This is a genomic window from Pseudomonas sp. Os17 (assembly GCF_001547895.1).
Taxonomy (GTDB): Bacteria; Pseudomonadota; Gammaproteobacteria; order Pseudomonadales; family Pseudomonadaceae; genus Aquipseudomonas.
Window position 1 is genome coordinate 62,431 of record NZ_AP014627.1, and the last position, 26,870, is coordinate 89,300.

At 63.4% G+C, this 26,870-nt stretch carries 27 protein-coding genes; 16 read left to right on the forward strand and 11 right to left on the reverse strand.

The features are described from left to right. The first annotated feature begins 38 nt into the window (after positions 1 to 38). The 3 genes from ctaD (at position 39) to POS17_RS00340 (ending at position 3,224) form a co-directional block, all read left to right on the forward strand. Complete coding sequence (gene ctaD / locus POS17_RS00330; RefSeq protein ID WP_060836864.1) at positions 39 to 1,634, forward strand: cytochrome c oxidase subunit I; 1,596 nt, start codon at positions 39 to 41, stop codon at positions 1,632 to 1,634. 111 nt (positions 1,635 to 1,745) lie between these two features. Next, positions 1,746 to 2,303 (forward strand): cytochrome c oxidase assembly protein, encoded by a 558-nt coding sequence (locus tag POS17_RS00335; protein ID WP_060836865.1) that lies wholly within the window; start codon positions 1,746 to 1,748, stop codon positions 2,301 to 2,303. A gap of 33 nt (positions 2,304 to 2,336) precedes the next feature. Then, entirely contained in the window at positions 2,337 to 3,224 is an 888-nt protein-coding gene (locus POS17_RS00340; protein WP_060836866.1) for a cytochrome c oxidase subunit 3, read from the forward strand. 25 nt (positions 3,225 to 3,249) lie between these two features. On the opposite strand, the gene POS17_RS00345 is transcribed toward POS17_RS00340, so the two are convergent. Beyond that, positions 3,250 to 3,453, reverse strand: coding sequence for a twin transmembrane helix small protein (locus POS17_RS00345; protein WP_060836867.1), 204 nt, complete (start codon positions 3,451 to 3,453; stop codon positions 3,250 to 3,252). Positions 3,454 to 3,523: 70 nt separating this feature from the next. Here POS17_RS00345 and POS17_RS00350 point away from each other — a divergent pair, with 70 nt between their 5' ends. From POS17_RS00350 to POS17_RS00370, 5 genes are read left to right on the forward strand one after another with little or no spacing between them, the layout of a single operon-like run. Continuing rightward, the gene (locus tag POS17_RS00350) at positions 3,524 to 4,264 is read left to right on the forward strand and encodes an SURF1 family protein (protein ID WP_060841855.1); all 741 of its coding nucleotides are present in this window, start codon (positions 3,524 to 3,526) and stop codon (positions 4,262 to 4,264) included. Beyond that, positions 4,230 to 4,820, forward strand: coding sequence for a hypothetical protein (locus tag POS17_RS00355; RefSeq protein WP_060836868.1), 591 nt, complete (start codon positions 4,230 to 4,232; stop codon positions 4,818 to 4,820). Before POS17_RS00350 ends, POS17_RS00355 begins: the two co-directional genes overlap by 35 nt. 10 nt (positions 4,821 to 4,830) lie before the next feature. Next, complete coding sequence (locus POS17_RS00360) at positions 4,831 to 5,910, forward strand: COX15/CtaA family protein (protein WP_060836869.1); 1,080 nt, start codon at positions 4,831 to 4,833, stop codon at positions 5,908 to 5,910. Next, a complete protein-coding gene (gene cyoE, locus POS17_RS00365) occupies positions 5,898 to 6,800 on the forward strand; it encodes a heme o synthase (RefSeq protein WP_060836870.1) in 903 nt (300 codons plus the stop codon). The genes POS17_RS00360 and cyoE overlap by 13 nt, the downstream gene beginning before the upstream one ends. Continuing rightward, positions 6,797 to 7,432 (forward strand): SCO family protein, encoded by a 636-nt coding sequence (locus POS17_RS00370; protein WP_060836871.1) that lies wholly within the window; start codon positions 6,797 to 6,799, stop codon positions 7,430 to 7,432. Before cyoE ends, POS17_RS00370 begins: the two co-directional genes overlap by 4 nt. A gap of 251 nt (positions 7,433 to 7,683) precedes the next feature. Here the strand turns inward: POS17_RS00370 and POS17_RS00375 are convergent, their stop codons facing one another. The 3 genes from POS17_RS00375 to POS17_RS00385 form a co-directional block, all read right to left on the reverse strand. Continuing rightward, on the reverse strand, positions 7,684 to 8,457 hold the full coding sequence (locus tag POS17_RS00375) for a MetQ/NlpA family ABC transporter substrate-binding protein (RefSeq protein WP_060836872.1): 774 nt from the start codon (positions 8,455 to 8,457) through the stop codon (positions 7,684 to 7,686). A gap of 63 nt (positions 8,458 to 8,520) precedes the next feature. Continuing rightward, positions 8,521 to 9,195, reverse strand: a complete 675-nt coding sequence (locus POS17_RS00380) for a methionine ABC transporter permease (protein WP_060836873.1) — start codon at positions 9,193 to 9,195, stop codon at positions 8,521 to 8,523. Further along, positions 9,195 to 10,202: a methionine ABC transporter ATP-binding protein gene (locus POS17_RS00385; protein WP_060836874.1), complete on the reverse strand. Its 1,008-nt coding sequence runs from the start codon at positions 10,200 to 10,202 to the stop codon at positions 9,195 to 9,197. Before POS17_RS00385 ends, POS17_RS00380 begins: the two co-directional genes overlap by 1 nt. Positions 10,203 to 10,414: 212 nt before the next feature. On the opposite strand from POS17_RS00385, the gene katE reads away from it, so the two are divergent. After that, the gene (gene katE / locus POS17_RS00390; protein WP_269451981.1) at positions 10,415 to 12,610 is read left to right on the forward strand and encodes a catalase HPII; all 2,196 of its coding nucleotides are present in this window, start codon (positions 10,415 to 10,417) and stop codon (positions 12,608 to 12,610) included. Positions 12,611 to 12,666: 56 nt separating this feature from the next. Here the strand turns inward: katE and POS17_RS00395 are convergent, their stop codons facing one another. The 4 genes from POS17_RS00395 to zur are packed head-to-tail and all read right to left on the reverse strand — an operon-like array spanning position 12,667 to position 15,472. After that, on the reverse strand, positions 12,667 to 13,386 hold the full coding sequence (locus POS17_RS00395) for a PA5502 family lipoprotein (RefSeq protein WP_060836876.1): 720 nt from the start codon (positions 13,384 to 13,386) through the stop codon (positions 12,667 to 12,669). Between the two features lie 37 nt (positions 13,387 to 13,423). Next, positions 13,424 to 14,212: a zinc ABC transporter permease subunit ZnuB gene (gene znuB / locus POS17_RS00400; protein ID WP_060836877.1), complete on the reverse strand. Its 789-nt coding sequence runs from the start codon at positions 14,210 to 14,212 to the stop codon at positions 13,424 to 13,426. Beyond that, positions 14,205 to 14,990, reverse strand: a complete 786-nt coding sequence (gene znuC, locus POS17_RS00405; protein WP_060836878.1) for a zinc ABC transporter ATP-binding protein ZnuC — start codon at positions 14,988 to 14,990, stop codon at positions 14,205 to 14,207. The genes znuB and znuC overlap by 8 nt, the downstream gene beginning before the upstream one ends. Beyond that, positions 14,990 to 15,472: a zinc uptake transcriptional repressor Zur gene (gene zur / locus POS17_RS00410; RefSeq protein ID WP_060836879.1), complete on the reverse strand. Its 483-nt coding sequence runs from the start codon at positions 15,470 to 15,472 to the stop codon at positions 14,990 to 14,992. Before zur ends, znuC begins: the two co-directional genes overlap by 1 nt. A 66-nt stretch (positions 15,473 to 15,538) precedes the next feature. Here zur and POS17_RS00415 point away from each other — a divergent pair, with 66 nt between their 5' ends. Next, positions 15,539 to 16,459: a zinc ABC transporter substrate-binding protein ZnuA gene (locus POS17_RS00415; RefSeq protein WP_060836880.1), complete on the forward strand. Its 921-nt coding sequence runs from the start codon at positions 15,539 to 15,541 to the stop codon at positions 16,457 to 16,459. 85 nt (positions 16,460 to 16,544) lie between these two features. Here POS17_RS00415 and POS17_RS00420 read toward each other — a convergent pair whose 3' ends face one another. Together POS17_RS00420 and POS17_RS00425 are read right to left on the reverse strand one after the other, a co-directional pair. Further along, positions 16,545 to 17,495: a homoserine kinase gene (locus tag POS17_RS00420; RefSeq protein WP_060836881.1), complete on the reverse strand. Its 951-nt coding sequence runs from the start codon at positions 17,493 to 17,495 to the stop codon at positions 16,545 to 16,547. A 65-nt stretch (positions 17,496 to 17,560) separates the two neighbouring features. Next, positions 17,561 to 17,848, reverse strand: coding sequence for a DUF2782 domain-containing protein (locus POS17_RS00425; protein WP_047306771.1), 288 nt, complete (start codon positions 17,846 to 17,848; stop codon positions 17,561 to 17,563). Positions 17,849 to 17,922: 74 nt separating this feature from the next. Here POS17_RS00425 and polA point away from each other — a divergent pair, with 74 nt between their 5' ends. Then, positions 17,923 to 20,715 carry a DNA polymerase I gene (gene polA / locus POS17_RS00430; RefSeq protein ID WP_060836882.1) on the forward strand — a complete coding sequence of 931 codons (2,793 nt, stop codon included), beginning with the start codon at positions 17,923 to 17,925 and terminating at the stop codon, positions 20,713 to 20,715. A 411-nt stretch (positions 20,716 to 21,126) separates the two neighbouring features. Here the strand turns inward: polA and yihA are convergent, their stop codons facing one another. After that, positions 21,127 to 21,768 (reverse strand): ribosome biogenesis GTP-binding protein YihA/YsxC, encoded by a 642-nt coding sequence (yihA, locus tag POS17_RS00435; RefSeq protein WP_060836883.1) that lies wholly within the window; start codon positions 21,766 to 21,768, stop codon positions 21,127 to 21,129. Between the two features lie 193 nt (positions 21,769 to 21,961). Here yihA and POS17_RS00440 point away from each other — a divergent pair, with 193 nt between their 5' ends. From POS17_RS00440 to POS17_RS00460, 5 genes are all read left to right on the forward strand, one after another. After that, positions 21,962 to 22,252, forward strand: a complete 291-nt coding sequence (locus POS17_RS00440) for a c-type cytochrome (protein ID WP_016963939.1) — start codon at positions 21,962 to 21,964, stop codon at positions 22,250 to 22,252. A 45-nt stretch (positions 22,253 to 22,297) separates the two neighbouring features. Then, a complete protein-coding gene (locus POS17_RS00445; RefSeq protein ID WP_060836884.1) occupies positions 22,298 to 22,903 on the forward strand; it encodes a c-type cytochrome in 606 nt (201 codons plus the stop codon). 195 nt (positions 22,904 to 23,098) lie between these two features. After that, positions 23,099 to 23,728: a thiol:disulfide interchange protein DsbA/DsbL gene (locus POS17_RS00450; protein ID WP_016963942.1), complete on the forward strand. Its 630-nt coding sequence runs from the start codon at positions 23,099 to 23,101 to the stop codon at positions 23,726 to 23,728. Between the two features lie 11 nt (positions 23,729 to 23,739). Continuing rightward, positions 23,740 to 24,618, forward strand: a complete 879-nt coding sequence (locus tag POS17_RS00455) for an endonuclease/exonuclease/phosphatase family protein (RefSeq protein ID WP_060836885.1) — start codon at positions 23,740 to 23,742, stop codon at positions 24,616 to 24,618. After that, on the forward strand, positions 24,615 to 26,822 hold the full coding sequence (locus POS17_RS00460; protein WP_060836886.1) for a GGDEF domain-containing protein: 2,208 nt from the start codon (positions 24,615 to 24,617) through the stop codon (positions 26,820 to 26,822). The genes POS17_RS00455 and POS17_RS00460 overlap by 4 nt, the downstream gene beginning before the upstream one ends. Positions 26,823 to 26,870 lie beyond the last annotated feature (48 nt).

The window sequence follows — 26,870 nt, forward strand, 5'->3', positions numbered from 1 at the left end:
GCCGATCATCCCGTCCATTCGCTCGCAGGAGACAGGACATGAGTGCTGTGATCGATGACCACGGCCACGCCGGCCATGATGACCACGCCCATGGTCCCGCCAAGGGTCTGATGCGCTGGGTTCTGACCACCAACCACAAGGACATCGGCACCCTGTACCTGTGGTTCAGCTTCTGCATGTTCCTCCTCGGCGGCTCGTTCGCCATGGTGATCCGCGCCGAACTGTTCCAGCCCGGGCTGCAGATCGTCGAGCCGGCGTTCTTCAACCAGATGACCACCATGCACGGCCTGGTGATGGTCTTCGGTGCGGTGATGCCGGCCTTCGTCGGCCTGGCCAACTGGATGATCCCGCTGATGATCGGTGCCCCGGACATGGCCCTGCCGCGGATGAACAACTTCAGCTTCTGGTTGTTGCCGGCGGCCTTCCTGCTGCTGGTCTCGACCCTGTTCATGCCCGGTGGCGGGCCGAACTTCGGCTGGACCTTCTACGCCCCGCTGTCCACCACCTACGCCCCGGAAAGCGTGACCTTCTTCATCTTCGCCATTCACCTGATGGGCATCAGCTCGATCATGGGGGCGATCAACGTGATCGCCACCATCCTCAACCTGCGTGCCCCGGGCATGACCCTGATGAAGATGCCGCTGTTCGTCTGGACCTGGCTGATCACCGCCTTCCTGCTGATTGCGGTGATGCCGGTGCTGGCCGGTTGCGTGACCATGATGCTGATGGACATCCACTTCGGCACCAGCTTCTTCAGTGCCGCCGGCGGCGGCGACCCGGTCTTGTTCCAGCACGTGTTCTGGTTCTTCGGCCACCCCGAGGTGTACATCATGATCCTGCCGGCCTTCGGCGCGGTCAGCTCGATCATCCCGACCTTCAGCCGCAAGCCGCTGTTCGGCTACACCTCGATGGTCTATGCCACCGGGGCGATCGCCTTCCTGTCGTTCATCGTCTGGGCGCACCACATGTTCGTGGTCGGCATCCCCCTGGTGGGCGAACTGTTCTTCATGTACGCCACCCTGCTGATCGCCGTGCCCACCGGGGTCAAGGTGTTCAACTGGGTGAGCACCATGTGGCAGGGCGCGCTGACCTTCGAGACGCCGATGCTGTTCGCCGTGGCCTTCGTCATCCTGTTCACCATCGGCGGTTTTTCCGGGCTGATGCTGGCCATCGCCCCGGCGGACTTCCAGTACCAGGACACCTACTTCGTGGTGGCGCACTTCCACTACGTGCTGGTGCCGGGAGCGATCTTCGGGATCTTCGCCTCGGCCTATTACTGGCTGCCCAAGTGGACCGGGCACATGTACGACGAAACCCTGGGCAAGCTGCACTTCTGGCTGTCCTTCGTCGGCATGAACATGGCGTTCTTCCCCATGCACTTCGTCGGGCTGGCGGGCATGCCGCGGCGGATTCCGGACTACAACCTGCAGTTCGCCGACTTCAACATGGTGTCCTCCATCGGCGCCTTCACTTTCGGCGCCACGCAGATCTTCTTCCTGTTCATCGTCATCAAGTGCATTCGCGGTGGCAAACCGGCCCCGGCCAAGCCGTGGGAAGGCGCCGAGGGCCTGGAGTGGAGCATCCCTTCGCCGGCGCCCTACCACACCTTTGTCACCCCGCCGGAAGTGAAATGAACAGCCGTGTTGTAGGAGCGAGCTGGCTCGCGAAGGCGTCGGGCCAGGCGCTGGAAGGCGTCGCCCGGTTCGCCGGCAAGCCGGCTCCTACAGGTTCGGGAGGAGGTTGAGATGGCCGAGATCTCGCTGAAGAAACTGGTGACCCGCCTATTGCTGGTGGTGACGGCGATGTTCGTCTTCGGTTTTGCCCTGGTGCCGATCTACGACGTGATGTGCAAGGCCCTGGGGATCAATGGCAAGACCGGCGGGCAGTACGCGGACCAGAGGCAGCAGGTGGATGAGTCGCGCCAGGTGCGGGTGCAGTTCCTGTCCACCAACGCCATCGACATGGTCTGGGATTTCTATCCCAAGGCCGATGACATCGTGGTCCATCCGGGGGCAGTGAACGAGATGATCTTCATCGCCCGCAACCCCAGTGATCATCCGATGAGCGCTCAGGCCATCCCGAGCATTTCCCCCAGCAGCGCGGCCATGTACTTCCACAAGACCGAGTGCTTCTGCTTTACCCAGCAGGTGCTGCAGCCCGGGGAGAAGATCGAGATGCCGGTGCGTTTCATCGTTGACCGCGACATGCCCAAGGATGTGAAGCACCTGACGCTGGCTTACACGCTGTTCGATATCACCGCGCGTCATCCACCGGTGGCGGTGGCCGCCAAGACCGGTGGATAGACGATCTGGCGTGCCCGATAAGGAGAACGACCCATGGCGACTCATGAGCACTATTACGTTCCGGCCCAGAGCAAGTGGCCGATCATCGCGACGGTGGGCATGTTCGTCACCGTGTTCGGCCTGGCAACCTGGTTCAACGATCTGAAGGCGGCGCGCCCGGAATCCCATGGGCCACTGATCTTTTTCGTTGGCGGCCTGCTGCTGGCCTACATGCTGTTCGGCTGGTTCGGCGCGGTGGTCAAGGAGAGTCGCGCCGGGCTGTACAGCGCCCAGCTCGATCGCTCGTTCCGCTGGGGCATGAGCTGGTTCATCTTCTCCGAAGTGATGTTCTTCATGGCCTTCTTCGGCGCGCTGTTCTATGTGCGGCACCTGTCCGGGCCCTGGCTCGGCGGTGAGGGGCACAAGGGCATCGCCCATATGCTCTGGCCGAACTTCGAGTTCGTCTGGCCGCTGCTCAACAACCCCGATCCGAAACTCTTTCCACCGCCCAAATCCACCATCAGCCCCTGGGGCCTGCCGCTGCTCAACACCGTGCTGCTGGTCAGTTCCAGCGTCACCGTGACCATCGCCCACCATGCCCTGAAGAAAGGCCATCGCGGTGCACTGAAGATCTGGCTGGCGCTGACCGTGCTGCTGGGCTGCGCCTTCCTCGGTTTCCAGGCCGAGGAATACATCCACGCCTATCACGAACTGGGGCTGACCCTGGGCTCGGGGATCTACGGCGCGACCTTCTTCATGCTCACCGGGTTCCACGGGGCCCACGTGACCATCGGCACCTTGATCCTGTTCGTGATGCTGATGCGCATCATGCGCGGGCATTTCGACGCCGAGCATCAGTTCGGCTTCGAGGCGGCCAGTTGGTACTGGCACTTCGTCGACGTGGTGTGGATCGGCTTGTTCGTCTTCGTCTACGTGCTCTGAGGCGCTGTTTAGGAGTTGCTGCGTCCTACCAGGGCGCGTGGGAGACCAGCTGGCCGCTGAAGAAACCCCAGGCGATCAAGCCCAAGGTGATCGCGGCCAGGCACACCCGAACACTCAGGGCGGTCACCAGACGCTTGGATTGGCTGTCGTCCTTGACCAGAAAGAACAGGCCGCTGAACAGGCTGATCACCGTGGCAATCAGCATCAGGACGATGGCTGCTTTGAGCATGCTGGGACTCCGGGGGGAACGCGATGTACAGCAGTATAGCGAGTGGATTTCTCAAGCTTGCGGGCCGGTCATGAAAGGCTTCCGGCCCGGCGTCGTGCCGACCCTGGTGGTGCTGTTGCTGCTACCGGTGCTGGTTTACCTGGGCTTCTGGCAACTGGGGCGCGGCGAGCAGAAGCGCCAGCTGCTGGCCAGTTACGCCGAGCGCGGTGTGGCCCCGCCGGTGCCGCTGCTGGAGTTGCTGGGCGCCGAGGATCCGGCCTTTCGCCGCCTGCGCCTGTACGGCCATTTCGATGCCGAGCACAGCCTGCTGCTGGACAACCGCCTGCACGACGGCCAGGCCGGGGTCGAGTTGCTGCAACCCTTCCTCGACCAGACCAGCGGGCGCTGGCTGCTGGTCAATCGGGGCTGGCTGCCCTGGCCCGACCGGCGCACGCCACCGTTCTTCAGCACCCCGGAGCAGAGCCTGAGCCTGGATGCCTGGGTCTACGTTTCTCCGGGAGCGGTGTTCCAACTGCAGGCCGACCCGGCCGCTGCGCGCTGGCCGCGGCTGATCACCGCCGTGGCCCCGGAGGCACTCTGGGCCGAGCTGGATCGCAGTGGCTTCAACCACGAGGTGCGCCAGGAGTCCGGTCCGGGTGCCTACCTGACGGCTTGGCCGGTGGTGGCCATGGGACCGGAAAAACACCAGGGCTACGCCGTGCAGTGGTTTGCCATGGCCCTGGCGCTGTTTGCCCTCTACCTCTATTTCGGCTGGCACAACGCACGGGAGAAACGCCATGGGAACGGCCATGAATCCACCCAACATCTCTGAAGCTCCAGCAGCCAACCGCCGCCGCGGCCGCTGGCAGCTGATCCTGATCCTGCTGATGGTGATCGGTCCGATGATCCTCGCTACCGGCATGTACAAGCTGCAGTTCTGGGTGCCGGAAAGCCGCAGTTACCACGGCGAACTGATCGGCAACGGCCAGACCCGGGCGCAGATCGGCGTGCAGTCCGAGGAGGATCGCTGGCAGATCCTGGTCACCGCGCCCAAGGCTTGCGAGGCGGACTGCCAGCAGTTGGTGTACCTGGCGCGGCAGATCCAGGTGGCCCTGGGCCGCGACGCTTCCCGGGCCAGCCATGCCCTGGCCAGTGCCCAGCCGCTGAGTGCCGAGTACGCCGCCAGGCTGCAGCGTGAATACCCGCAGTTGCAACGCTATCCCCTGGACCTGGCGACCTTCGCCAAGGGGGTTCACGACCCGGAGGCGCCGCAGCTGTGGATAGTCGATCCCCACAGCAACCTGGTGCTGCGTTATGACGCTCGGGTCAACGGCAAGGACCTGCTCAACGACCTGCGCCATCTGCTGAAACTGTCGAACATCGGATAAGGGCATCGTCATGGCCAAACCTGGATTTCGCCTCGCGTTGTTAGCCACCTTGCTGGCCCTGATCGTGGTGTTGCTCGGCGCCTACACCCGGCTGACCCATGCCGGGCTGGGCTGTCCGGACTGGCCCGGCTGCTACGGCTTTATCAGCGTGCCGCAAAGCGAGGCGCAGCTGGCCCATGCCGAGCGGCACTTTCCCGATACCCCGGTGGAGGCCCACAAGGGCTGGAACGAGATGATCCACCGCTACTTCGCCGGCACCCTGGGGCTGTTGATCGTGCTGCTGGCGGCCCGCGCCTGGAGCCATCGCCGGCATCCCGGGCAGCCGCTGAAGCTGCCGCTGTTCCTCCTGGCGGTGGTGTTCGCCCAGGCGGCCTTCGGCATGTGGACGGTGACCCTCAAGCTCTGGCCCCAGGTGGTCACCGCGCATCTGCTGGGGGGCTTTGCCACCTTGAGCCTGCTGTTCCTGCTGACCTTGCGCCTGTCCGGTGTGCTGCCGGCGCTGATCGTGCCGCGGCGCCTGCAGTACTGGGCCACGGCCGGGCTGGTGCTGGTGATCGGGCAGATCGCCCTGGGCGGCTGGGTCAGCTCCAACTATGCGGCGGTGGCCTGTATCGACCTGCCCACCTGCCATGGCCAGTGGTGGCCGAACATGGACTTTGCCAACGGCTTTCACCTGACCCAGCACATCGGCCCCAACTACCTGGGCGGGCAACTGGACAGTGACGCCCGCACCGCCATCCACATGACCCACCGGGTGGGCGCGGTGTTGGTGACCCTGGTGTTGCTGGGCCTGGCCTGGCAACTGCGACAGACCGGCATGACCCGTCTGGCCGGGCTGGTACTGCTGGCCCTGGGGGCGCAGATCAGCCTGGGCCTGAGCAACGTGCTGTTCCACCTGCCTCTGCCGGTGGCGGTGGCGCACAACGCCGGCGGCGCGGCGCTGCTGCTGACCCTGGTGCTGGTCAACTATCACGCTCGTACCAGCCTGGTGCAGGCCCGGGATCGCCTGCCCCTGGGCTGGCGTCTGAGCCCGCGCAAACAGGTGGCCGGTCCCATCACCATCAAAGGAGAGATGCCATGGCGACTCTGATTGGCGAACGTCAGCAGCCCCGGGCGATCTGGCGTGATTATCTGGAGCTGACCAAACCCAAGGTGGTGGTGTTGATGCTCATCACCTCCCTGGTGGGCATGTTCCTTGCGACCCGCGCCGGGGTGCCGTGGACGGTGCTGGTGTTCGGCAACCTGGGCATTGCCCTGTGCGCAGGTGGCGCGGCGGCGGTGAACCATGTGGTGGACCGGCGCATCGATGCGCTGATGGCCCGGACCCACAAGCGGCCCCTGGCCGAAGGCCGGGTTTCACCCCGGGCCGCCCTGGCGTTTGCCCTGTGCCTGGCCCTGGCCGGGCAGGCCCTGCTGCTGGCCTTCACCAATCCGCTGACGGCCTGGCTGACCCTGGCCTCCCTGCTGGGCTATGCGGTGGTCTACACCGGCTTTCTGAAGCGCGCGACGCCGCAGAACATCGTGATCGGCGGGCTGGCCGGCGCGGCCCCGCCGCTGCTGGGCTGGGTCGCCGCCACCGGGCACCTGAGCGCCGAACCGCTGTTGCTGGTGCTGATCATCTTCGCCTGGACCCCGCCGCACTTCTGGGCCCTGGCCATCCATCGCAAGGAGGAGTACGCCAAGGCCGATATTCCGATGTTGCCGGTGACTCACGGCGAGCATTACACCAAGGTGCACATCCTGCTCTATACCTTTGCCCTGCTGGCGGTGAGCCTGCTGCCCTATGCCATTCACATGAGCGGCGTGCTGTACCTGGTGTGCGCCCTGGTCCTGGGCGGGCGCTTCCTGCAATGGGCCTGGGTGCTGTACCGTGGCACTCGGCCGCACGCGGCGATCAACACCTTCAAGTACTCTATTTATTACTTGTTCCTGCTGTTCATCGCCCTGCTCGTAGACCACTACCTACTGTTGAACCTATGACTCGAACTCAGAAAACCGTCTTTATTCTCGTTGCACTGGTGGCCCTGGTCCTGGGGCTGACCGTCAACAAAGTACTGTCCGGCAAGGGTCAGGGTGATCCCACCGCATTGATCGATGCCGGCATCATCCTCCTGCCCCAGAGCCGCACGCTGCCGGCGGTGAAGATGCTCGACCAGGATGGCCAGCCCGTGGTGATCGATGAGTTGAAGGGCAAATGGTCGCTGCTGTTTTTCGGCTACACCTTCTGCCCGGACATCTGTCCCACCACCCTGGCGCAACTGCGGCAGATCAAGAGCGAGCTGCCCAAGGAGGCGGTGGACAAGCTGCAGGTGATCCTGGTCAGCGTCGACCCCAACCGCGATACGCCGCAACAGCTCAAGCAGTACCTGGGCTACTTCGACAAGGACTTCAAGGGACTGACCGCCGCTTCGGTGGAAGACCTGCAGAAGCTGGCCAATGCCGTGAGCATTCCGTTCATTCCGGCGGACACCAGCAAGCCCAACTACACCGTGGACCACAGCGGCAACCTGGCGGTGATCGGTCCGGACGGTCGCCAGCGCGGCTTTATCCGCGCACCGCTGAACAACCAGAAGCTGGTGGCGCAGCTGCCGGTGATGTTGCAGCGCCAATGACGCGGCATGCTTGAACTGCTGAACTGCTGAACTGCTGAACTGCTGAACTGCTGAACTGCTGAACTGCTGAACTGCTGAACTGCTGAACTGCTGAACCCTGTAGCCGCTGCCGCAGGCTGCGATCGGCCTCGAAGAGGACGCGTGCTCTTCGAGGCCCTCGGAAGGCGCTTCGCGCCTTATCGCAGCCTTCGGCAGCGGCTACAAACAAAACGGGGCGCCCCAAGGCGCCCCGTTTGTGTTTCTGCAACCGATCAGAATGCCGGCACGATCGCGCCTTTGTACTTCTCGATAATGAATTGCTTCACTTGCGGGCTGTGCAGGGCCGCGATCAGTTTCTTCATGGCGTCCGAGTCCTTGTCATCAGGGCGGGCCACCAGAATGTTCACGTAAGGCGAGTCCTTGCCTTCGATCACCAGGGCGTCCTTGGACGGGTCCAGCTTGGCTTCCAGGGCGTAGTTGGTGTTGATCAGGGCCAGGTCGACCTGGGTCAGCACGCGCGGGATGGTGGCGGCTTCCAGTTCACGGAACTTCAGGTCCTTGGGGTTCTCGGTGATGTCCTTGACGGTGGCCAGGATGCTGTTGGAATCCTTGAGCTTGATCAGGCCGGCCTTGTCCAGCAGCAGCAGCGCGCGGCCGCCGTTGGTGGCGTCGTTGGGGATCACCACGGTGGCGCCGCCTGGCAGTTCGGACAGTTGCTTGTACTTGCTGGAGTAGGCGCCCAGGGGCTCCACGTGCACGCCGGCCACGCTCACCAGCTTGGTGCCCTTGGTCTTGTTGAACTCATCCAGGTACGGCTGGTGCTGGAAGAAGTTGGCGTCCAGGCGTTTCTCGGCCACTTGCACGTTGGGCTGAACGTAGTCGGTGAAGACCTTGACCTTCAGGTCCACGCCTTCTTTGGCCAGGGCCGGTTTGACGAACTCCAGGATCTCGGCGTGGGGCACCGGTGTGGCGGCCACGGTCAGGGTTTCGGCGGCGTGCGCGGAGAACGCGGCAACGGCTGCGAAAGCGACGAGTAGTTTTTTCATCGAACAAGCTCCTTGTAAGTCGCCCGACCCCGGGCACCTGCCGGCCAGGGCCGGCGTTTGCAATTATTTGCGGGAAAAATGCACCACCAGCTTATCGCCGACGGTTTGCAGAACCTGAACCAATACAATCAGCAGCACCACGGTCACCACCATCACATCGTCCTGGAAGCGCTGGTAGCCATAGCGGATAGCCAGATCGCCGAGGCCGCCGGCACCCACGACACCGGCCATGGCGGTGTAGCCGACCAGGGCGATGGCGGTGACCGTGATCGCCGCGATGATACCGGGGCAAGCCTCGGGCAGCAGGGCGTTCATGATGATCTGCCGGGTGGTGGCGCCCATGGCCTGGGTGGCCTCGATGATGCCGCGATCCACTTCACGCAGCGCGGTTTCCACCAGTCGGGCGAAGAAGGTGGAGGCGCCCACCACCAGCGGCGGAATGGCCCCCGCCACACCCAGGGAGGTGCCGGTGATGAGGATGGTGGTGGGAATCATCACGATCAGCAGGATGATGAACGGCAGCGAGCGGATGGCGTTGACCACGAAGCCCAGGACCGAATAGACATTTTTCTGTTCCAGCAACTGCTTCGGGCTGCACAGGAACAGCAGGACGCCCAGTGGCAGGCCCACCAGTACGGTGAAGAACAGGGACGTGCTGAGCATGACCATGGTGTCGCTGGTCGCCACCCCGATATCGGCCCAGTCAACGTTGTCGAAGTAATGCAGTAAGCCGCTCATTAGCGCAGCACCTCCATGTGGACATCCGCTGCGGTGAAGCGGGCGAAGGCCGCTTCCATGTCACCGCCGGTGATGGCCAGGGTCAGTTGCCCGTAAGGGGTGTCTTTGATGCGGTCGATGCGTCCGGCGAGGATGCTGTAGTCGACCCCGGTCTCCCGGGCCACGGTGCCCAGCAACGGCGCGTAGGTGGCCTCGCCCTGGAAGGTCAGGCGCACGATGCGCCCCGGCACATGGGCGAAGTCGTCGCGCTGCTCGTTCTCGTCGATCTGCTCGTCTTCCTGGACGAAACGCTTGGTGGTCGGGTGCTTGGGGTGCAGGAACACCTCGGCCACCGGCCCCTGTTCGACGATGCGGCCGGCGTCCATCACCGCCACCTGATCGCAGACGCGACGGATCACGTCCATCTCATGGGTGATCAGGACGATGGTCAGCTTCAGCTCGCGGTTGATCTCGGCCAGCAGTTGCAGGACCGAGGCGGTGGTCTGCGGATCGAGGGCGCTGGTGGCTTCGTCGCACAAAAGGATCTTCGGCTTGGTGGCCAGGGCGCGGGCGATGCCGACGCGCTGCTTCTGGCCGCCGGACAGCTGCGCCGGGTATTTCTTGGCGTGGTCGGCCAGGCCGACCCGATCCAGCAGCTCGGCTACGCGACGCTCGATGTCGCTGCGTGACAGCTCGCCGGCCAGGGTCAGGGGCAGCGCGACGTTGTCGGCCACGGTCTTGGACGACAGCAGGTTGAAGTGCTGGAAGATCATCCCGACCTGCTGGCGGAAGCGGCGCAGGCCATTGGCATTCAGCGCGGTGACCTCTTCGCCGTCGACGATGATCTGACCGCCGCTGGGGTTTTCCAGGCGGTTGATCAGGCGCAGCAGGGTACTTTTGCCCGCCCCGGAATGACCGATCAGGCCGAACACCTGGCCATTCTCGACCCGAAGACTGGTCGGGTGCAGGGCGGGAATATCCTTACCGGTGACCCGGTAGGTTTTATGGACGTTTTGAAACTCGATCACGTAGCGAACCTTGTGGGGCGCGTTAGAAAAGGATCAGCGGTTAGCCGGGCGCGCATTTTAGCCTGTCCGTATAGAGGTTCTTAGCATTTATTTCGCGAACATCCTGCCATTTGGCGATAACGCGATCAAAGGTCATAAAAAAGGAACGCTCGCCGTTTCTCGTCAGTCACTACTTAAGCCACTCGAAAGCCCCAGGTACCGTGCCTGTGGGCCTGTGTTCACGAAGCCCCGGCGCGCCAGGGATTTCGCCAACGAGGAGTTCTTGCCTGATGAGTACGAAAAAGCCCAATGCCCCGAAAAGCCAGATGGCCGGGACCGATACCCTGGACCGCGGCAACAGCAACCGCAAGTTGCAGAGCCTGGAGCCGTTCCGCTCCGACGCCACCGGCCAGGCCTTGCGGACCAATCAGGGGGTGAAAGTCGCCGACAACCAGAACAGCCTGAAACTGGGCGCCCGCGGGCCTTCGCTGCTGGAAGACTTCATCATGCGGGAGAAGATCACCCACTTTGACCATGAGCGGATCCCCGAGCGCATCGTCCATGCCCGCGGCGTCGGTGCCCATGGTTACTTCCAGAGCTACGACAATCATTCGGCGCTGACCAAGGCCGGTTTCCTGCGTGATCCGCAGAAGAAGACCCCGGTGTTCGTGCGCTTTTCCACGGTCCAGGGGCCAAGAGGCTCCGGCGATACCGTGCGCGATGTCCGGGGTTTTGCAGTGAAGTTCTTCACCGACGAGGGCAACTTCGATCTGGTGGGCAACAACATGCCGGTGTTCTTCATCCAGGACGCGATCAAGTTTCCCGACTTCGTGCATGCCGTGAAGCCCGAGCCCCACAACGAAATCCCCACCGGCGGCTCGGCCCACGACACCTTCTGGGACTTCGTCTCCCTGCAGCCGGAGTCGGCGCACATGGTGATCTGGGCCATGTCCGACCGGGCCATTCCGAAAAGCCTGCGCAGCATGCAGGGCTTTGGCGTGCACACCTTTCGCCTGATCAACGCCGAGGGGCGCGCAAGCTTCGTCAAGTTCCACTGGCGGCCGGCGGTGGGCACCTGTTCCCTGGTCTGGGACGAGGCGCAGAAGCTCGCGGGCAAGGACACCGACTTTCATCGCCGCGACCTGTGGGACGCCATCGAAACCGGGGATTACCCGGAGTGGGAGTTCGGCGTGCAGATCATCGCCGAAGAGGACGAACACAATTTCGACTTCGACATTCTCGACCCCACCAAGCTGATCCCCGAGGAGCTGGTGCCGATCACGCCCCTGGGCAAGATGGTGCTCAACCGCAACCCCGACAATTACTTCGCCGAAACCGAGCAGGTCGCCTTCTGCCCGGGGCACATCGTGCCGGGGATCGACTTCTCCAATGACCCGCTGCTGCAAGGGCGGCTGTTTTCCTACACCGATACCCAGATCAGTCGCCTGGGCGGGCCGAACTTTCATGAACTGCCGATCAACCGTCCGTTGACCCCGCTGCACAACGGGCAGCGCGACGCCATGCACCGCAGCACCATCGACAGGGGGCGGGCTGCCTACGAGCCGAACTCCATCGATGGTGGCTGGCCCAGAGAAACTCCGCCGGCGGCCCAGGACGGTGGCTTCGAGAGCTACAACGAGCGCATCGATGCCCACAAGATCCGCCAGCGCAGCGAGTCGTTTGGTGATCACTTCTCCCAGGCGCGGCTGTTCTTCAACAGCATGAGCAAGCACGAGCAGGAACACATCATCGCGGCCTACAGCTTCGAGTTGGGCAAGGTCGAGCGGCCGTGGATCCGCGAGCGGCAGGTCAACGAGATCCTGGCCAACATCGATCTGCAACTGGCCGCGCGCGTGGCGGAAAACCTAGGCTTGGCGGCGCCGAAGCAGGCCACGGTGGCCGAGCGCAAGACCGCATTGACCCGCTCGCCGGCCCTGAGCCAGGCCAACCTGCTGTCGGGGGATATCAAAACCCGGAAAGTGGCGATTCTGGCGGCCAACGGCGTCGATGGTGCGGCGATCGAAGGGTTGAAGAAGGCCCTCAAGGCCCAGGGTGCTCACGCCAAGCTGCTGGGGCCGACCTCGGCGCCGGTGACCACCGCGGATGGCCAGCGCCTGGCGGTGGATGCCTCCATGGAGGGCTTGCCTTCAGTGGCTTTCGACGCGGTGTTCGTGCCGGGTGGTGCGCAATCGATCAAGACCCTGAGCGGCAATGGTGTGGCTTTGCATTACCTGTTGGAGGCCTACAAGCATCTCAAGGCCATCGCCTTGCACGGCGAAGCCCGGGAGTTGCTGGACGTGCTCAGGCTGGAGGCGGATGACGGCTTGATTCTGGGGGGCGATGCCAAGGCGCTGAAGGCGTTCTTTGCCGCCATGGCTCAGCATCGGGTGTGGAGTCGGGAGGAAAGGGCCAAGGCGATCCCGGCCTGAACACGCTTTCGCCGGCCAGCCCGCTCCCGTAGGGAACCGGCTGGCCGACTGAGGCTTTACTGCGCCTTGCGTGGGCTCAAGACCATTTGCGCCGGGACATGGCGCACGATCTGTCTGCTGATTTTCTGTTCGAAGTCCGGATCGAGCTTCTTCACCCGCTTGCTCAGCAGGGTCGACAGCCAAGGGTAGTCCTCGGTGCGCGGCACCTGAATGTGCACATCGCACTGGTAATTCACCACGTCGGCGGCCAGCGCATCGAGCTGCTTACGCAGCTTGCGGATATCGGTGACATTCAGGGCAATGGTGCTGCTCTGGGCGGAAGGATCGATCAGCCGGGCCGCTGGACGCGCCTCGGCGGCCTTCAAGGCGGCTTCGGCCTGTTCCAGCTCGGCCTTGCGCGCATGGGCAATGGCGTTGTTGACCCCTCCGGTCAGCGCCGGTGCCTTGGGCATCAGCGCCCGGGCCCGGCTCAGGGCGGTGGCGGCGGCATTCACGTCACCCTTTTGCAGGACGATCTGGCTGCGTTGCAGGTAGGCCTCGGCAATCTGCCGCTGGTATTGCACCAGCTGCGGGTCGTCAGGGGTTTGTGCCTGCAATGCACTGAGCTGATCTTCCGCTGTCGCCAGCTCGTTGCTGGCAATGTTTTGTTCCAGCTGCGCGATGGCCGTGGCCCGCGCATCGGGGACCTCGGTGGTCGCCGGTGGCGTGCTTTGGCAGGCCCCCAGCAGCAGGGAGAATGCGACAAGGAGCAGATAACGGGAGGCGAACGGCTTCATTCCTGCGACTCTCTAATTGCGCAAAAAGCGAGCAAGTCTACACCCCTCGACGGGGCAGAACAAAACTCAGCAGAAACAGTGCGGCGGCCACCACCACGATCGACGGTCCGGCCGGGGTGTCCTTGAACCAGGAGAGCGCCAGTCCGCCACAGACCGCGAGCATGCCCAGCAGGCTCGCGCCCAGGGCCATCTGCTCCGGCGAGCGGGCGTGACGCTGTGCCGCAGCGGCCGGGATGATCAGCAACGAGGTAATCAGCAACACCCCGACAATCTTCATCGCCACCGCAATGACCACGGCGATCAGCAGCATCAGCGCCAGGCGCAGCGATGCCACGGGCAGGCCTTCGACCCTGGCCAGTTCCTCGTGCACGGTGATTGCCAGCAGAGGGCGCCACAGGGCCACCAGCAGCAGGAGCACCGCCGCGCTGCCGCCGAGAATCCACGCCAGATCGCCCGGGCTGATCGCCAGCAGGTCACCGAACAGGTAGGCCATCAGGTCGATTCGCACTTCATGCATGAAGCTTAGTACTACCAGGCCCAGGGACAGGGTGCTGGGAGCAAGAATCCCCAGCAGCGTGTCGGATGCCAGGGGCTGGCGTTGTTGCAGGGTCACCAGCAGCACCGCCAGCAGCAGGCAGCCTACGGTGACCGCTACCGCCGGGCTGACATCCAGCAGGAAACCCAGGGCCACCCCCAGCAGCGCGGCGTGGGACAGGGTGTCGCCAAAGTAGGCCATGCGCCGCCAGACCACGAACGAGCCCAAGGGCCCGGCGACCACCGCCAGAGCCAGACCTGCGAGCAGGGCGTAGAGCAGAAAATCAGCCATGCTTGCAGTTTTCTCCGTGGACATGGACGTGGCCCGCGGCGGGCTGGGTGACCACGGAGCCATGCAGGTCATGGGCGTGATCGTGGTGATGGTGGTAGATCGCCAGGCTCGGCGCGTTCTTGCCGAACAGCTCGACGAAGGCCGGGTCGCCGCTGACCTGCTCGGGGTGCCCGGAGCAGCAGACGTGGCGGTTGAGGCAGACCACCTGGTCGGTGGTACTCATTACCAGGTGCAGGTCGTGGGAGACCATCAACACGCCGCAACCGTGACGGTCCCGCAGGCGGGTGATCAGGCTGTAGAGCTCGGCCTGGCCGGCCACGTCGACGCCTTGCACCGGTTCGTCGAGCACCAGCAGTTCGGGCTCGCGCAGCAGGGCCCGGGCCAGCAGCACGCGCTGCATCTCGCCGCCGGAAATGCTTTGCACCGGGCTGTCGATCACCTGTTCGGCGCCGACTTCCTTGAGGGCCGCCAGCGCTCGGTTGCGATCCACCCCCGGCACCAGGCGCAGAAAGCGCAGCACCGACAGCGGCAGGGTCGGGTCGACGTGGAGTTTCTGCGGCATGTAGCCCACCCGCAGCCGCGGTTTGCGCCAGACACTGCCGGTATCGGGCTTGAGCAGGCCGAGCACGGCGCGCACCAGGGTGGTCTTGCCGGCGCCATTGGGGCCGATCAGGGTCACGATCTGCCCCGGCTCGACGCTGAGCTGGATGTTGTCCAGCACGCTCTGCCCGGCAAAGGTCACCCCGACCTGCTCGAGGCGGATCAACGCTGTGCTCATCAAGCCCCCTGGCAGCCCGAGCAGAGCCCGACCACTTCGACGGTCTGGCCCTCGACCACGAAGCCGACGTCGCGGGCGCTGGTGATGATGGCGTCGCTGATGGATTTCTGTTCCAGCTCGATGGCTGCGTGGCACTCGCGGCAGATCAGGAACTGACCCTGGTGCGCGTGCTCCGGGTGGTTGCAGCCGACGAAGGCGTTGAGCGAGGCAATGCGGTGCACCAGGCCGTTTTCCAGGAGGAAATCCAGCGCCCGGTACACCGTTGGCGGCGCGGCGCGGCGGCCGTCCTGCTCGCTGAGCACGGCCAGGATGTCGTAGGCCCCCAGGGGCTTGTGGCTTTGCCACACCAGTTCCAGCACCCGCCGGCGCAGGGCGGTCAGGCGCAGGCCTTGCCGTGCGCACAGAGCGTCGGCCTCAGACAGTGCGCTGTGCACGCAGTGAGAGTGGTCGTGGGGACGGCTGGCGAGGGGTGTTTTAGGCATGAGCGGCGACGAGGTTTGTGAGAGACGTTATTATGTTACCCGTTCTCGCCTCTTCGAGTGTCCATCGTGTCCAGACTTTTTCGCCTTTTTGTCGCTTTTACCTTCAGCCTGTTCGCGATCGGCTCGGCCCAGGCCGAAGTCCGGGTCCTCACCAGCATCAAACCCTTGCAACTGATTGCCGCGGCGGTGCAGGACGGCGTGGCGGTGCCCGAAGTGCTGTTGCCGCCGGGAGCCTCGCCGCACAACTATGCGCTGCGCCCTTCGGACGTGCGCAAGGTGCAAAGCGTCGACCTGCTGTACTGGATCGGCCCGGACATGGAAGGTTTCCTGCCGCGGGTGCTGAAGGGCCGCAGCCTGCCATCGGTGGCGGTGCAGGATCTGCCGGGCATGAAACTTCGCCATTTCGCCGAAGATAGCCATTCTCACGCCGAAGATGCCGACGAACATGACCATGACCACCGCCCTGGCACCCTGGATGCGCACCTGTGGCTGTCGCCGGTCAATGCTCGGGTGATCGCCACCCGCATGGCCGCCGACCTGAGCGCCGCCGACCCGGCCAATGCCGCTCGCTACCAGAGCAACCTGAAAGCCTTCAATGAGCGTCTGGATGCCCTGGACGCCCGCTTGAAAACCCGTCTGGCAGGCATCGCCGGCAAGCCTTACTTCGTCTTCCACGAAGCCTTCGACTACTTCGAAGATGCCTATGGCCTCAAGCACACCGGAGTGTTCAGCGTTGCCGCGGAAGTGCAGCCGGGGGCCCAGCATGTCGCCGCCATGCGCGCGCGGTTGCAGCAAGTGGGCAAGACCTGTGTGTTCAGCGAGCCGCCTCTGCGTCCGCGGTTGGCGGAAACCCTGGTGGCCGGGCTGCCGGTGACGCTGGCGGAGCTGGATGCGCTGGGCGGGTATACGCCCGCGACCGCTCAGGGCTATGAGCAGGTGCTGGAGAAATTGGGGAACGATCTGGCGGGCTGTCTGGAGCAGCTTTAAGCAGGGATTGTTGCGGGGTGTCTTTCGCGGGCAAGCCCGCTCCTACAGGTGCGCTCTGTAGGAGCGGGCTTGCCCGCGAAGCGTTTTACAGGGCGAACGGCAGCGCGATGTTGATCCGTTGCCGCTGTGCCAGGCGCTGCTGGAACTCCATCGGATCGTGAATCAGCACGTCCTGTCCGGCGAAGCTCTCGGCGGCAATCAGCCGTGACAGCCAGAAGCGCACGCAGGCGACCCGCAGCATGGTCGGCCAGAGCTCGGCCTCTGCCGCAGTGAAGGGCCGCAAGCTGGCGTAGGCGCCGAGCAGGGCTCGAGCGCGCTGGCCGTCGATCACGCCTTCGGCGTCGGAGCACCAGTCGTTCAGGGCAATGGCCACGTCGTAGAGCATCGGTCCCGAGCAGGCGTTGTAGAAGTCGATCAGGCCGGTCAGGTGGGTGCCTTCGAACATGGCGTTGTCGCGGAACAGATCGGCGTGGATGTTGGCCCTGGGCAGGGCGAGAATCCGGGTCTTCTGTGCGACGATTTCATCCAGCGCCCGCTGCAGCAGGTCTTGAGCGGCGGCATCCAGGTGCGACAGCAGTTGTGCGCCCTCTTCCTGCATCCAGTCCAGGCCACGATCGGTCTTGCGCTTGATCATGTTGTCCTTGGTGGCCACGTGCAGGTGGCCGAGCAACTCACCGACCTGGGCGCAATGCTGGGCGTTGGCTTCCTTGATGTGCTTGCCCGCCAGCCGCGGTTGCAGCAGCGCCGGCTTGCCCGCCAGCTCCCGCAGGGCGACGCCATCGGTGGTGCGCAGGGCGTAGGGCACCGGCAGGTTGGCTTGGTGCAGCACGTCCAGCAGATCGATGAAGAACGGCATTTCCTGGACCGGGCCGCGCTCCACCAGGGTCAGGACGAATTCGCCCTGTTCCAGGCTGATGAAGAAGTTGGTGTTTTCGCTACCAGCGGCGATCCCCTGGAAGTCAAGCAGGCGGCCGAGCCCATACGGGGCGAGAAAGGTTTCCAGCTCGGGCCGAGCCAGGGGGGTGAACACAGACATGGTTAAAAACTGCCAGTACGGGCGCCGCTATTCAGCCAGCGCCATTGAGTTGAAGTCGGAGTGGCTTACCACTCAAAGATTTTCCACGCAGGGATCAGCATATCCGGCTGATCCGAACGGATGAAGTTACCGTCGGAGCCATCAGCGCGCACCAGGAAATAGGGCTTGCCGCCCTTGGGCGTGACCTTGATGGCGTACAGAAAGCCATTTTGCCGGTATTCCTGGATGGTCTTGTCGCCTTCCGTGCGAATGGTGACTTGCGGGTCCGCTGACGGCGCATCTTCTGCGGCGATCACGGCCATTGGAGCGATTGCAATCAAGCCGGCCAGCAGCAAGCGATTTAGTGTGCGCATGATAACCTTGTCCCTTTGTCGTCAACGGTCCCGCTATTCTAGCGCCGGACCCGCCGAAAAGGTTGATCCCGCTCATGAGCCAAGCCCCCCTCGTCCTGGTGGACGGTTCTTCTTATCTGTACCGCGCGTTTCATGCGTTGCCACCGCTGACCACTTCCAAAGGCCTGCCCACGGGCGCGGTCAAGGGCGTGCTGAACATGCTCAAGAGTCTGCGCAAGCAGTACCCGGACAGCCCGTTCGCCGTGGTCTTCGACGCCAAGGGCGGGACCTTCCGCGACGACATGTATGCCCATTACAAGGCCAACCGTCCGAGCATGCCCGACGATATGCGGGTGCAGATCGAGCCCTTGCACGCCAGTGTGATCGCCCTGGGTTTCCCGTTGCTGTGTGTGGAAGGGGTCGAGGCCGACGACGTGATCGGCACCCTGGCCCGCAGCAGCGCGGCGGCGGATCGTCCGGTGGTGATCTCCACCGGTGACAAGGACATGGCCCAGTTGGTGGATGGGCACATTACGCTGGTCAACACCATGTCTGGTAGCAGCATGGATGTGGAAGGCGTGAAGGAGAAATTCGGTGTCGCTCCCGAGCAGATCATCGATTACCTGGCATTGATGGGCGACTCTTCCGACAACATCCCTGGGGTGCCGGGTATCGGTCCGAAGACGGCTTCCGGGCTGCTGGTAGGGGTCAACGGCGGGCTCAAGGAGTTGTACGAGCAGCTCGATATCGTGCCGACCCTGCCGATTCGCGGGGCCAAGACCCTGCCGGCCAAGCTCGAAGAGCACAAGGAAATGGCCTTCCTGTCCTATCAGTTGGCAACCATCAAGGTGGACGTGCCGCTGGATATCGGGCTCGACGACCTGCACCTGGGCGAGCCGGATCGCGAGAAGCTGGTGGAGCTCTACAGCCTGCTGGAATTCAAGAGCTGGCTTGACGAGTTGCAGCGCGACGCCAAGCGCGTCGAGCTCAGTGAAGCCGAGCCGGCGCCGGCCGCTGCGCCGCAGCCGCCGGCTGCCGAACAGCCAGCGCTTGAGCTGCAGTACGAAACCATCCTCGACCAGGAGCGTTTTGCCGTCTGGCTGGAAAAACTGAAGAACGCCAAGCTGATTGCCTTCGATACCGAGACCACCGGCATCGATGCCCAGCAGGCGCAACTGGTGGGGCTGTCGTTTGCGGTCAAGGCCGGGGAAGCGGCCTACATCCCGTTGACCCACTCCTACATGGGCGTGCCGGAGCAACTGGACCGCGACACCGTGTTGCTGGCCCTGAAGCCGTTGCTGGAGGACCCCAAGCTGCTCAAGGTCGGTCAGCACGCCAAGTTCGACATGAACATCCTGGCCAATTGCGCGATTGGCGGCGATCAGGCCAATGGCATCACTGTGCGCGGCATCGCCTTCGACACCATGCTTGAGTCCTACGTGCTCAACTCCACCGCCACCCGCCATGACATGGACAGCCTGGCGCAGAAGTACCTGGACCACACCACCGTGAGCTTCCAGGACATTGCCGGCAAGGGTGCCAAGCAGCTGACTTTCGATCAGATTCCGCTCGAGCAGGCCGGTCCCTACGCCGCTGAAGACGCCGATATCACCCTGCGTCTGCATCAGACGCTCTTCGAAAAACTGACCGCTATCCCGAGTCTGGCCAGCGTCCTCACCGATATCGAGATGCCGCTGGTGCCGGTCCTGGCACGCATCGAGCGCCAGGGCGCACTGGTGGATGACAAGCTCCTGGGCGTGCAGAGCATCGAGCTGGGGGACAAGATGGTGGCCCTGGAGCGCGAAGCCTTCGAGATCGCCGGTGAGGAGTTCAACCTGGGTTCGCCCAAGCAATTGGGCAGCATCCTCTACGACAAGCTTGGCCTGCCGGTGCTGAAAAAGACCGCCAAGGGCCAGCCTTCCACGGCTGAAGAGGTGCTGGCCAAGCTCGCCGAGGACGACTATCCGTTGCCGCGGGTGCTGATGCAGTACCGCTCCATGAGCAAGCTGAAGAGCACCTACACCGATCGTCTGCCCGAGCAGATCAATCCGCGTACCGGGCGCATCCACACGTCCTATCACCAGGCGGTGGCTTCCACCGGCCGGTTGTCCTCCAGCGATCCGAACCTGCAGAACATTCCTGTGCGCACCGCCGAGGGCCGGCGCATTCGCCAGGCTTTTATCGCCCCGCCCGGCTACAAGCTGCTGGCGGCGGACTATTCGCAGATCGAGCTGCGGATCATGGCTCACCTGTCCCGGGACGAAGGCCTGCTCAATGCCTTCCGCAACAACCTGGATGTGCACACCGCCACTGCGGCCGAAGTGTTCAAGGTGGAGCTCAAGGATGTGACGTCCGATCAGCGTCGCAGCGCCAAGGCCATCAACTTCGGCCTGATCTACGGCATGGGCGCGCAGAAGCTGGGCAAGGACATAGGGGTCGATACCAAAACGGCCAAGGCCTATATCGACACCTATTTCGCCCGCTATCCGGGGGTTCGCCAATACATGGATCGAACCCGCGCCCAGGCGGCGGATCAGGGCTATGTCGAGACCATCTTCGGTCGTCGGCTGTACCTGCCGGAGATCAACTCCAACAAGCCGCAGGAGCGAGCCGGTGCCGAGCGTACCGCGATCAACGCGCCGATGCAGGGCACGGCGGCGGACATCATCAAGAAAGCCATGGTGGCGGTGGACAACTGGCTGGAGTCTTCGCAGCTGGATGCCCGGGTCATCCTTCAGGTGCACGACGAACTGGTGCTGGAAGTGCGTGAGGACCTGGTGGACCAGGTGCGCGACGAGATTCGTGGCTACATGAGCGGTGCCGCGACCCTGGATGTGCCGTTATTGGTGGAAGTCGGGGTGGGAAATAACTGGGATGAGGCCCATTAAGGGCACTTTTCAGTGCTTTTTGCCGCGGCATAGTGTCGCGGCAAAAACTGGCGACTGGCTATTAGCACGGAAAATTTCATCGCTTATTGCCAATAGTTTTTGCAACCCGCTGGAACTAATCCAGTGAAAGCCCACTCAGAGTTACTGAATGGCTGGTGAAGCCCTTCGATGCTCCTATGTTGTGTTAAGTGTTGGCAGATATCTGGACCCCGCCCTAGCGGTCTAGAACTTGAACCCCGAACTTCCCCCTCCCCATACGAAGTCCGGGGTTTTTTTTGCCTGAAAATTACCTGCGCGGCGCCCAAGCTGCGTTAAAAAGCGGCGGGAAATGCTCATTTAGGCCCCTAAACTCCGCTTTCCCGCCGCTTTTTGCCTTGCCTGATCACCGCGCAGACAATTTTTATCTACCGCTCAGGCCTCGGTTTCAGCGCCTTTGTCGGCCAGTTCCATCCAGCCCGCCAGTACGGTGTAAGCCTCTTCCAGGCCCATGCGCTTGGGGGCCGAGAACAGTTGGATGGTGACCGCTTCGCCCCAGCCCTTGCGGATCTGCGATTGGACCTTGAGCAAGGTGTTCTTGGCCGCGCCGTAGGTCAGCTTGTCGGCCTTGGTCAGCAGGATGTGCATCGGCATGCCGCTGGCTACGGCCCAGTCCAGCATCAGCAGGTCGAAATCGGTCATGGGATGCCGGATGTCCATCATCAGGATCAGGCCTTTGAGGCTCTCGCGGCTGCCCAGATAGGCTTCCAGGTGGCGCTGCCAGTGCTGCTTCAAGGGGATCGGCACTTTGGCGTAGCCGTAGCCCGGCAGGTCGACCAGACGGCGATCGTCGTCTAGCTTGAAGAAGTTCAACAACTGCGTGCGCCCCGGGGTTTTCGAGGTGCGTGCCAGGCTGGCATGGGTCAGGGTGTTCAGGGCGCTGGACTTACCGGCGTTGGAACGCCCGGCGAAGGCCACTTCAAAGCCGTCATCGTCCGGGCATTGGTCGACCTTGGCGGCGCTGAGCATGAACGTAGCCTGTTGGCACAGACCGAGGATGGGGTTCTTGAGTTGCATGGGATTTCCGAGATAGGGGCGATGCCGAGAGTGGACGCGGCGAGCGGTGTCGTTTCCGTTTCAGTAGCGCCAGTATATAATGCCGCAGATTTTGTGTGCGCTTTGTCCCAGCGTAGGATGAAGTTCACGAGAGCGATAAACCTTGACTGCGCACTAGAACGCAGCACGCTCTCAACCCTGAAAAGGTCGTTTTATGACGAAATGGCTGCTAGCTGCCGGTGTCTTGATGCCGCTTTACAGCGCTCAGGCTACACAGGATCCGGAAGCTGTGTACAACCGTGTTTGTGGGGCTTGTCATTCCGGCCAACTACCCACGGCGCCCCGCAAGGGTGACCAGGAAGCTTGGGCGCCGAGGTTGGCGCAAGGTATGGAGACGCTGGTGCAACACGTGACCCAGGGTTTCAAGGCGATGCCGCCGCGTGGTTTGTGCATGGACTGCAGTGCCGAGGATTACCGAGCCATCATCCACTGGATGAGCGAGTGATCCCGGCCCATAACTCTTAACCCTTAGCCGTAGTTGGATTAGCTGATGAACAAATTACTCGTGAGTCTGCTGTTGACCTTGGGCATCACAGGTGTAGCCCATGCCGCAGGCGACGCTGCTGCCGGTCAGGCGAAAGCCGCAGTCTGTGGCGCATGCCACGGTCCTGATGGGAACAGCATGGCGCCAAACTTTCCCAAGCTGGCCGGCCAGGGGGAAAAGTACCTGGACAAGCAGCTGCACGATATCAAGTCCGGCAAGCGCCAAGTGCTGGAAATGACCGGCCTGTTGACCAACCTGAGCGATCAGGACCTGGCTGACATCGCCGCTTACTTCGCCATCCAGAAAGGCAGCGTCGGTGCCGCCGATCCCAAGGTCGTGGCCCGCGGCGAAGAGCTCTTCCGTGGTGGCAAGCTCGACCAGGGCATGCCTGCCTGCACCGGCTGCCACTCGCCAAATGGCGCGGGTAACGCAGCGGCCGGTTTCCCGCATCTGGGTGGCCAGCACGCGCAGTATGTGGCCAAGCAACTGACCGACTTCCGCGAAGGCAACCGTACCAACGACGGCGACACCATGGTCATGCGCAGCATCGCCGCCAAGTTGAGCAACAAAGACATCGAAGCGGTGTCCAGCTATATTCAGGGCCTGCACTAAGCCGGCTCGATCAAGTTGCCGAGGGTGTTGAGCCGCGGCAACGTTAATGATCGATTAATCTGACGGTGCAAGCATAAAGGGTGGCTCAGGCCGCCCTTTTTTATGGCGTCTGCCGCTACACTAGCGAACTCAAGCCCGCCATGATCTGTCTGAATTCAGGTCGCGCGAGGCGCCAAAATTGTCCAGGAGTAAAGCATGCGTAATCTGATTCTCAGCGCCGCTCTCGTCACCGCCAGCCTGTTTGGCGTGACCGCTCAAGCTGCCGAGCCGCTTGAAGCCGGTAAAACCTACGTCGAGCTGAGCAGCGCCGTTCCGGTTGCCGTGCCTGGCAAGATCGAGGTCGTAGAGCTGTTCTGGTATGGCTGCCCACACTGCTACGCCTTCGAGCCGACCATCAATCCCTGGGTTGAGAAACTCCCTGCCGACGTCAACTTCGTGCGCATTCCAGCCATGTTTGGTGGCATCTGGAACGTTCATGGCCAACTGTTCATCACCCTGGAAGCCATGGGCGTCGAGCACAAGGTTCACAAAGCCGTATTCGAAGCCATCCACAACGGCAAGAAGCTCGCCACTCCCGAGGAAATGGCCGAGTTCCTGGCCGCCGAAGGCGTCGACAAGGACAAGTTCCTGAGCACCTACAACTCCTTCGCCGTCAAAGGCAAGGTCGAGGACGCCAAGAAGAAGGCCCAGGCCTATCAGATCACCGGCGTACCGACCATGGTGGTCAACGGCAAGTACCGTTTCGACCTGGGCACCGCCGGTGGTCCTGAAGGCGCGCTGAGCGTGGCCGACCAGCTGATCGCCAAAGAGCGTGCAGCCAAGTAAGCGCCGCCGTCATGCCGCGCTGGGGCTCGGAACGCATCGTTGGCCTGCATGATCCGCAGGTCAACGAACACCATTTGGCGTCGACCGGCCTGCCAGCGGACAGTCGTCTGCGTTTGCTCAGTTTCAATATCCAGGTCGGTATCAGTACCGAGCGCTATCGCCATTACCTGACGCGTGGCTGGCAGCACCTGCTGCCTCACAACGGGCGTGCCGAAAACCTGCAGAAGATCGGCAACCTGCTGGGGGACTTCGACCTGGTAGCCCTGCAGGAAGCCGATGGCGGCAGCCTGCGTTCGGGCTACGTCAATCAAGTGGAGCACCTGGCTCAGCTGGGCGCCTTCCCCTACTGGTATCAACAGCTCAATCGCAACCTTGGACGCCTGGCGCAGCACAGCAACGGCGTGCTCAGCCGCTTGCGTCCCTGGGCCATTGAAGACCATCCGCTGCCCGGCCCCAAGGGACGCGGAGCGATCCTCCTGCGTTTTGGTGAAGGCCCCGAAGCGCTGGTGGTGGTGATGATGCACCTGGCATTGGGTGCCCGGGTCCGAACCCGGCAACTGGCGTATATCCGCGAGTTGATCGGCGGCTACAAACATCAGGTGCTGATGGGGGACATGAACACCCACGCCAGCGATCTGCTGGAGCACTCCCCTTTACGCGACCTCAGCCTGTTGGCGCCGCAACTGCAGGCGACCTTCCCCAGCTGGCGTCCGCAACGCTGCCTGGACCATATCCTGCTCAGCCCCAGCCTGACCCTGGAGCGAGTCGAAGTCCTGGCCCAACCCATATCCGATCACCTGCCGGTCGCGGTAGAGATTCGTCTGCCGGGTTCGCTCACGGCCGATGCATTGCCCGCGTTGAGTCCTGCACCTCGCGGAACCGATGAATGAGCGACGACGCCCAGCGCTGGAAAGAGAAGTACCTCAAAAGTATCGAACAGCAGGAAAAGCTTGAGCGCCGTTGGGCCGCTCGCTTGGACTTGCTGCGTCGCGGCCTGGTGCGCAGCACCCTGGCGGCGGAAGGCACCGACCGTGCGGTCGACCAGTGCATGAAGGAAATGCGCGAGGTGGTGCGCACCGACGACATGGATGCGGGGCTTGCGGCCCTGTTGCCGCGCCTGGAAAAGGCCGTGCTGGATTCCGAGCAACGGCGTGAAACCAGGATCGAACAGATGAGCAGCGCCTTGACGGCGCTGGTGACCCAATTGCAGTCCCTGCCCTTGCCCCGGGAAGTCAGCCGCCCGTTGAAGGCCTTCGCCAAGCAGTTGGATGGGCGGGTCGGCCAGGCGCGGGAGATTCCCCTGTTGCTGGGGGAGCTCAGCAGCCTTCAGGGCAAGGCCCTGAGCCAGCTGGAAACCCCGGCCGAGCCAGGTCGCCCGAGTCTGCTGCAGCGCCTGTTCGGGGGACGAGACGCCGGTGAAGCGCCCCAGGCCGAAACGGCCCCGCCCGCGGCGCCTGTTCCCGCTGCGAGCGTGCAATCCCCTCCTCCGGCCGAGGCAGTTGCAGAACCGGAGGCAGTGGCTCGCGAGCACTACCAGACCCCGACCACGGACTTGCCGGAAGTCGCCGCCATTCCTCCGGCACCCTTGGCCGTGGCCCCCGCCCCGGCCGAACCCGAGGCGCTCGTGCTTGCGGAGCCTGCATCCGACGCGCCGGCCAGGATTGAGGCCGAAGCTGTCGGCGCCTCGGCCGCGCCTTCGGTGGTGGCATTCGTGCCCCCTGTCCTGGCGCAGGAACAGCCGCAGGAGCCGGCGCCCCAGGTCGAGATGCAAGCGCCCGTTGCGCTCGAACTGGCAGATCAGGCTCCGGCATCCGTCGACGCCGCTCCGGTCGCGCTCGCCGAGTCGCCGGCAGAGGCTCCAAGCGAGCCTCAGAGCGAGCCGGCTGCGCCCAACCCCGATGAGTTGCTGCCTCTGCCTGCGGTTTCCCCGGCGGTGCTGCTCGACAGCCTGCCCTTGCCGCCGGTCATGGCCGAGGCCCTGGCCGCCATCGATCCGGAGCAGTCCGAGCACGATGTGCTCTACGCCCTGCCGGACTCCCCCGAGCCGTCCTATAGCTCGGTGGCCAAGCATATCGAGCACACCCTGCTGGGGCTGCTCGACGACCTGAGCCTGCCGGAGCGCCATCGACCCCAGGCGGAAGCCATGCGCGATCGTCTGCAGCATGGGTTGAACTGGTATGAATTGCTGCCGATCCTCGATGATCTGGCGGTACTGATGCTGGCGATCACCGACTCGGGCCAACACGAGTTCGAGGCCTACCTCAAACAGCTCAACGAGCGTCTGGAAGCCTTCCAGAGCAATCTGCAGGCGGCCAGCGACGGCCATGCCGACAGCAGCTCGGCGGCGCGGGCCATGGACTCGCAGATCCGCCAACAGGTCGATGGCCTGCAAAGCAGTGTGCAGGAAGCGGCGGACCTGGATGACCTCAAGCAGGTGCTGGAAAGTCATCTGGAAGGTCTGCTGGGCACCATGGATCAGCACCAGAAGCAGCGCGACGAGCGCGAGAAGGAAGTGGCCGCCCGCCTGCAAAGCCTGGCAGAACGTGTATCGAGCATGGAGCAGGAAGCCCAGGGCTACCGTGAACACCTCGAAGAACAGCGGCAGAAGGCGCTGATCGACCCCTTGACCGGCTTGCCCAACCGCGCGGCCTGGAGCGAGCGCCTGGAGCACGAGATCGGCCAATGGCAGCAACATGGCAACAGCCTGCTGCTGGCCATGCTCGACCTCGATCACTTCAAGCGGATCAACGACAACTACGGTCATCTGGCCGGGGACAAGGTGTTGAAGATCATCGCCAACGTGCTGCGCAAGCGTCTACGGGGCAGCGATTTCATCGCTCGCTTCGGTGGCGAGGAGTTCGTCCTGCTGCTGCCCAATACCCCCTGGCCGGTTGGTGCGCGAATCGTGGAAGCGCTGCGGGCGGCGATTGAGGCTTGCCCGTTTCATTTCAAGGGAGAGCGGGTGACCATCACCGTGTCCGTCGGCCTCAGTGCGTTCAAGCCCGGTGATCGCAGCGAACTGGTGATCAAACGAGCCGATCAGGCGCTGTATCGGGCCAAGGACGCCGGTCGCAACCGGGTGGAGGCAGGCTGAGGCGCAGGCCGATTCCTGTCTCAAGCCACGGTTTTTGCCCATGGTGGC